The organism is Laceyella tengchongensis, from assembly GCF_900182735.1.
Taxonomy (GTDB): Bacteria; Bacillota; Bacilli; order Thermoactinomycetales; family Thermoactinomycetaceae; genus Laceyella; species Laceyella tengchongensis.
In genome coordinates this window covers 141,932-148,152 of the sequence record NZ_FXTU01000007.1, presented here as the reverse complement: position 1 = coordinate 148,152, position 6,221 = coordinate 141,932, and the positions used below count along the sequence as shown (strand labels likewise).

The following is a 6,221-nucleotide window of genomic DNA, read 5'->3' as shown; positions in this document are numbered from 1 at the left end:
AACATAACGTCTGGTGATGATGGCGGAGGGGACCCACCCGTTCCCATACCGAACACGGAAGTTAAGCCCTCCAGCGCCGATGGTACTTGGGCTTAAGCCCTGGGAGAGTAGGTCGTTGCCAGGCTACTAACCCCCACTTCAGAATGAAGTGGGGGTTTTTGCTTTGTTTATATTAGCAAGTTGATTCATCATATGGCACTGCCAGTGGCCAAGGGGCAGTGCTGTTTGGAACCGATTCACCCTTGCTTGGAACAAAAGGAGCGAGCGGGCTTCATGCCACATGGGTGAGGTGAGCCCGGAGATGTTCTGCTGCCCACTTCTTGTACGATGATTAGTGGGGTTGCTTATTTAAAAGTTCCATTACGTATTTTCAATGAAAAACGCTCAAGGGTGCTGTCTATGAATCCGTTCAGCGGAATGAGCGGCAACAGACAGTCAAATGCGGCTGTCGAGTAATACGAGAGTCTCTAGGGTGTGTGGCAAATCAAGTTGGTAGGGAAGAAGCAGCGGAAAAATCTTTTCTCGAGGAGCGCCGATGCACAAGTAAATGGTTTTGGAGCCGCTAGTCTATTCATCAGACACGCCTAGAATGTGTTTGGTAAACCAAGTTGGTGGGATCGAAGTAGCGAAAAAATCTTTTCCAGGTAAGTCTCGCCACGCGTGAAGTGAATGAGACAATGGTGCTAATCAATATCAGACATACTCTAGAACATGCCTGGAAAAAAAGTTGATAGCTGAAAGCGCCGGAAAACGAGTTTCCCAATGAGTGGCACGTCATAGGTGAAGCAATAAGAACAGTTTAGATCCGCTGGCCCATTCATCAGTCATGCTCTAAAAACGTGTCTGGCAAACCAAAATACGCTCTAACCATATAGCAGAGATGAATAGGAGCAGATGTGGGAAATATCGGGTGGTCTTCTGATGGTGTTACCTGTTTTTTAAGCGAATCAGCCCGAACGACAGCATGCAGATATCTTCCACAGTTTGAAACTAACATCAGCCACAGCGGCTTAGTGTGATTTGCTTAAGTCATACTCTCTTCTGAGCAACTTTCGATTTACATGGAGAGTGTTAGTCAAGGCGGCTCGGGAGTTTAAGTCTTCCATGACTGCAACTGCACAAAAGGCATGCCAAAGGGATGAAAGGTTAGTCTATGTAGACGATGCGGGGTGATCACATGTTGTTCACAAAGGCATATTTGACCAGCGTTATGTGACCTTTCATCCCAGGAGGTTATGAACAGCCGACGTCCATCTTTGCTCACATGTGCATTGTAAACGGGATTCCGCACGGCTTCTTGCCGCCAGTGTAGCTTCAAGGGGGCATGCCGGCCGATAGACGGGATTCAGCGTGAGTGCTTCGTTTGCCGGTGGTGCAAATGCCATAAAAAAGTCCGGAGCATCAGGTTGACCGGGATAAACAACCCAAAGATATAGAACAATATCTGTTTGCTCTGCAACATAAGAAAACCCCTTTTTGTCTTATATCTTAACCAACGTCTTATAAAAAATATTTATCATGGCTGTTGAATAAAATGTTAACTAACTGCAACATGTGTTACCCATAGATGGCGCATGTTGGAGAGAGTCCGCCTGTTCGATACCCCCTTCTTGATTAGCGCTGTTTGGACTGATCAAGAACGATTGAAATAGATGAGATGAGCTAAGTGAAGCTTGGCTTGCTGTTTATGCGCACGAACCTGTTTAAAGATTGCGGAAGTTGAAAATAATGGAGATAAAAGTTGAAGGTGGTGGCGATGGTGGAAGGGAATCAGCGGCCCCAAATTTGTTTGATTTGCGGTCAAGAGCAACATGAGAGTCTGGAGATTTTGGGCAAACAAATTTGTTGTACATGTGAAACGGAAATGGTAAAAAGTAAAGTAGAGGATCCTGTTTATCTTTATTATGTTTGGCGTTTAAGGAGATTGCTGGCCCATTGAATTCAGATTGACAGTGCGATATGATCGGTGCGGCTGGCTTTGGGTCACCGTACTGCCTATGGAAGAAAGTTACGAAGTGGCCTAGGCTGGTCATGATAGAGTAAAACTGTTTGGAGTGAAAAGCATCAGACTGGAATCCGTAATCCAGTCTTTTTTCTTTTAAAGGGGGAGAGAATAATTGAAGCACAAGCCGGAGCAGGAGAAAGCACCATTGTTTGATGCGTTGTTAGCGCACCGTCAACGTTCATGCGCCAATTTTCATGTGCCAGGACATAAGCAAGGGAGCGCTTTTGATGAAAAAAGCAAGTCTTGGTTTTCCCCGTTGTTGGAGTTGGATCTAACAGAGGTGGGAGAACTGGATGATTTGCACGATGCAACGGGAGTGATTCAGGATGCTGAGCTGTTGGCCGCTGACCTTTTTCGCGCGGATCGGACCTTCTTTTTGGTGGGAGGGACGACGGCGGGAAATCTGGCAAGTGTGCTGGCTCTTTGCCGTCCTGGGGAAACATTGATCGTCGGGCGAAACTGCCATCAATCCGTGTTTCATGCCTGCATGTTAGCTGGCGCACTTCCGGTATATCTCAGTGCGGGCGTAGATGATGATGGACAAGAGCGTCCCCTTGACCCGGAGGTGTTGGAACAGGTTCTTCGTCTTCACCCCGATGCAAAAGGGGTGGTGTTGACGAGCCCTACTTACTGGGGATTGGTGCAGCCCGTCGCGGAATTGGCGAAAGTGTGTCATCGGTATGGTGTGCCATTGGTTGTGGATGAAGCCCATGGGGCGCACTTGGGATTTGCTCCCGGATTGCCGCCGTCAGCCATGGACGGTGGGGTGGATGTATCCATTCAGTCCACCCATAAGATGCTCTCCTCTATGACGATGTCTTCCATGATGCATCTAAAAGGAAGCCGAATCAATGCGGATGAGGTGGCGCATTGGCTGAAGGTGATTCAATCTAGCAGTCCTTCCTATCCATTGATGGCTTCCCTTGATGTGACTAGGCGCATGATGGCGACAAAGGGGGAAGCAGTATTAGTCGAATTGTTGAGTCGATTGCAAGATTTCCGGGGAAATATTAAAGCTTTGCGTCATTTGTCGGAACGGCGTCCCCCAGGACTCCGTGATCCGCTAAAATTGAGTTTAACCGCTGGTCAAGGTGTGACAGGTTATCAGCTGTCCGAATGGCTGGCATCTCAAGGTGTTTACACTGAGATGGCGGATCATGAAGCGGTACTGTTTGTATTCACCATGGGAACCACGCCGACGGATTTGGTTCGCCTGACCGAGGCATTGCGGCGCTTGGATAAAGTGGTACCGCTGTTGCCTAAAACCAAACTGGCGCACCCGCCCAGCCTGCCGCAATGGCGAAAAGCGGATCTGTCTTGGGCGCAATTGAGAAGGCGGCCCAAACGGAGGGTGCCATTGCATCAAGCAGTGGGCATGATCGCGGCGGAAATGATCGTTCCTTACCCGCCAGGAGTTCCCCTTGTTTTGCCTGGGGAGCGTTTGACGGAGGCTGGGATTGATTATATAACAGACGTAATCCATGCGGGGGGGCGGGTTAGAGGGATTAGGCATGAAGGAGAAGTCCCGACCCTGACAGCAATTGAATGATAGGAATGGTGGAGGATTTGTTGTGAGAGGATTATTCATTACATTTGAAGGGCCTGAAGGTGCTGGAAAATCAACGCAAATCAACCGGCTGGCCCAAAACTTGAAAGAACGGGGAATCCCTTGCGTTCAAGTGCGGGAACCAGGCGGCACGTATATAGGCGATTTGATTCGAAGCATGGTGCTTCACAACCCCGAATGCAGTGACATGAAACAACGCACGGAAACACTGCTGTATGCAGCGTCCCGGGCACAATTGGTGGAAGAAGTGATACGACCGGCCTTGGCGCGCGGAGAAGTGGTGCTAAGTGACCGGTATGTGGATTCCAGTTTGGCTTATCAAGGGCATGGCGCGCGCTGGAGCTTGGATGAAATCCGCTGGATTAATCACTGGGCCACAAATGGTCTGGTGCCAGATCGAACGTACTTGTTAGATGTTCCAGTCGAGCTCGGCGAAGAGCGGATGCAAAAGCGCGGACTTAAGAAGGATCGAATGGAATCGAAAGAGAAGATGTTCCATGAGCGCGTGCGTTCAGGCTATTTAAGCCTTGCCCAAGAGAAACCAGAACGGTATGTGGTGTTGGATGGGCGAATGTCTGTGGAGAAGATCAGTGAGAGAATCATGCAGGATTTTTGTTCATTGGCCCAAATCAAAAGCTAATGAACCGGTCACCTCATGAGATCATATGACTCCCCCTGTTTCACCCCCTGTCAAAAAACGTTTCTTATTGCTGGGCACAAATGGTTGGCAATTGGAAAGAATGGCAGAAAACCACCATGGCAAATTGAAAGAAGCGTTTGCCCATTTTTGTTATCAGGTGATAGAATGATAGAAGGGGAATTTTCTGCCCCTTCTAGAAAGAATAAACCATTCGTTGATGAATAGATGACGGTTTTGCAGGAGGAAACGGTTGACAGGGTAGAGGAATCGGACGCAACCTCTGGCCGTACTGGGACTGGTAGGGCAATGCAGGAGGGATTGCTTACGTGTTAAGAGTGATTGGGGTTCGCTTTAGACAAGCGGGTAAGATATACTATTTTGATCCTGTTGATCACAAAGTCGAACAAGGCGACCGCGTGATAGTGGAAACGGTGCGAGGCATAGAATATGGCAGTGTCGTGATGGGAATCCGCCATGTCAGGGAAGACGAAGTGGTGTTGCCGCTCAAAAAAGTGTTACGGATTGCGACAGTTGGAGATACTGAGCAAATGGAAGAGAACCGCCGGGCGGCGAAAGCGGCGTTGAAAGTGTGCCAAGAGAAAATCAACCAACATGAGTTGGAAATGAAATTGGTTGATGCCGAGTATACGTTTGATCGCAATAAGATCATATTTTATTTCACGGCGGATGGCCGAGTTGACTTTCGAGAGCTTGTGCGTGATTTGGCCGCAGTGTTCCGAACACGGATTGAACTGCGCCAAATCGGTGTGCGTGATGAAGCAAAAATGCTTGGGGGTATCGGGCCGTGTGGCCGGGTGTTATGCTGTTCTTCGTTTTTGGGTGATTTTGAGCCTGTTTCAATCAAAATGGCGAAAGACCAAAATCTTTCGCTAAATCCAACCAAAATCTCAGGCTTGTGCGGCCGGTTGATGTGCTGTTTGAAGTATGAGAATGATATTTATGAAGAAGCCAAGCAACTGTTGCCGGACATCGGAGAGCGGATTTCAACACCTGATGGCGAAGGCCGGGTGGTGGCTCTCAATCTGCTTGAGCGTAGGGTGCAGGTCGAATTAAGGGAGACAGGGGCTGTGGTGGAACATCTGCTTCACAATGTCAAAGGCAAACGTTCGCCGCAAGCCAGCAGAGTCTAATCAGTCGCAAGTGAAGAAACTAACCACTTGGGTGTTAAACGAGGTGGGGGGGCTTGGACAAAGAAGAAATCTTTAAACGGGTTGCCCAAATGGAGCAACAGATTGGTGAGATGTATAAAGGGTTGGGTGGCTTAAAAGAACAGATTGTCGAATTGATTGAAGAGAACACCAGATTGGTGATGGAAAACCAGCGTTTGAAAGAATTGTTTGTGGCCAAAGAACCACCTTTGCCACAACAAACCGAAAAGTTGCCCCCTTCCCAAAAAGCCGAAGTGGAGGACGAGTCCACACACAAAGGCGTCAACCATCTGTCGAATCTGTATGACGAAGGATTCCACATATGCAATGTCCATTACGGACGGCTTAGAGGTGATGGAGATTGCCTATTCTGTATCGCTTTTCTCAATAAATCATCAAAGGAAAAATAACGCTGGGAGGTCTGGGCGCATAATCTTGCCCAGACGCCGGCGTTTTTTCTTTACTGGCGGGGCTTTTTCGGTGAATCCATCGTCGGCTGCCGTAACAAGACTCTGGCTCCGCAATTGCTTCCAAGGTGGGAAAATGATGGGGAAACCATATGTGGTGTATATGTTGGAATGCAGTGACGGCACCCTGTATACAGGAATCACTTGTGATTTAAAGCGCCGCCTTCGCCAGCATGCACAGGGGAGGGCGTCTAAGTATACACGCACCCGGCGTCCCGTGACGGTGAGATATGTGGAAACGGGAGGAGATCGAAGCTGGGCGCTACGGCGGGAATGGGAAATCAAGCAATTGACAAGGGAGCAAAAATGGCGGTTGATTCGTACCCATGGGCCGTTGGCAGACAGGTTGGAGGAGTTGTGAGGGGGCAGATGC

General features: G+C 48.9%; 6 protein-coding genes and 1 rRNA gene. All 7 read left to right on the top strand.

The annotated features are described in order from the left end of the window. Positions 1–9: 9 nt before the first annotated feature. The 7 genes from rrf (at position 10) to QQZ12_RS14120 (ending at position 6,209) form a co-directional block, all read left to right on the top strand. A 5S ribosomal RNA gene (gene rrf / locus QQZ12_RS14145) occupies positions 10–124 on the top strand. A gap of 1,632 nt (positions 125–1,756) precedes the next feature. Beyond that, a complete protein-coding gene (locus QQZ12_RS17125; RefSeq protein WP_223248086.1) occupies positions 1,757–1,939 on the top strand; it encodes a sigma factor G inhibitor Gin in 183 nt (60 codons plus the stop codon). A 178-nt stretch (positions 1,940–2,117) separates the two neighbouring features. Beyond that, positions 2,118–3,554 carry an aminotransferase class I/II-fold pyridoxal phosphate-dependent enzyme gene (locus QQZ12_RS14140; protein WP_284724563.1) on the top strand — a complete coding sequence of 479 codons (1,437 nt, stop codon included), beginning with the start codon at positions 2,118–2,120 and terminating at the stop codon, positions 3,552–3,554. A gap of 22 nt (positions 3,555–3,576) precedes the next feature. Then, entirely contained in the window at positions 3,577–4,212 is a 636-nt protein-coding gene (gene tmk / locus QQZ12_RS14135; protein WP_102991233.1) for a dTMP kinase, read from the top strand. A 326-nt stretch (positions 4,213–4,538) separates the two neighbouring features. Continuing rightward, positions 4,539–5,363: a PSP1 domain-containing protein gene (locus QQZ12_RS14130; RefSeq protein ID WP_102991234.1), complete on the top strand. Its 825-nt coding sequence runs from the start codon at positions 4,539–4,541 to the stop codon at positions 5,361–5,363. A gap of 53 nt (positions 5,364–5,416) precedes the next feature. Beyond that, a complete protein-coding gene (locus QQZ12_RS14125; RefSeq protein ID WP_102991235.1) occupies positions 5,417–5,791 on the top strand; it encodes an initiation-control protein YabA in 375 nt (124 codons plus the stop codon). A 136-nt stretch (positions 5,792–5,927) separates the two neighbouring features. Further along, the gene (locus QQZ12_RS14120; RefSeq protein ID WP_102991236.1) at positions 5,928–6,209 is read left to right on the top strand and encodes a GIY-YIG nuclease family protein; all 282 of its coding nucleotides are present in this window, start codon (positions 5,928–5,930) and stop codon (positions 6,207–6,209) included. The last annotated feature ends 12 nt before the right edge of the window (positions 6,210–6,221 follow it).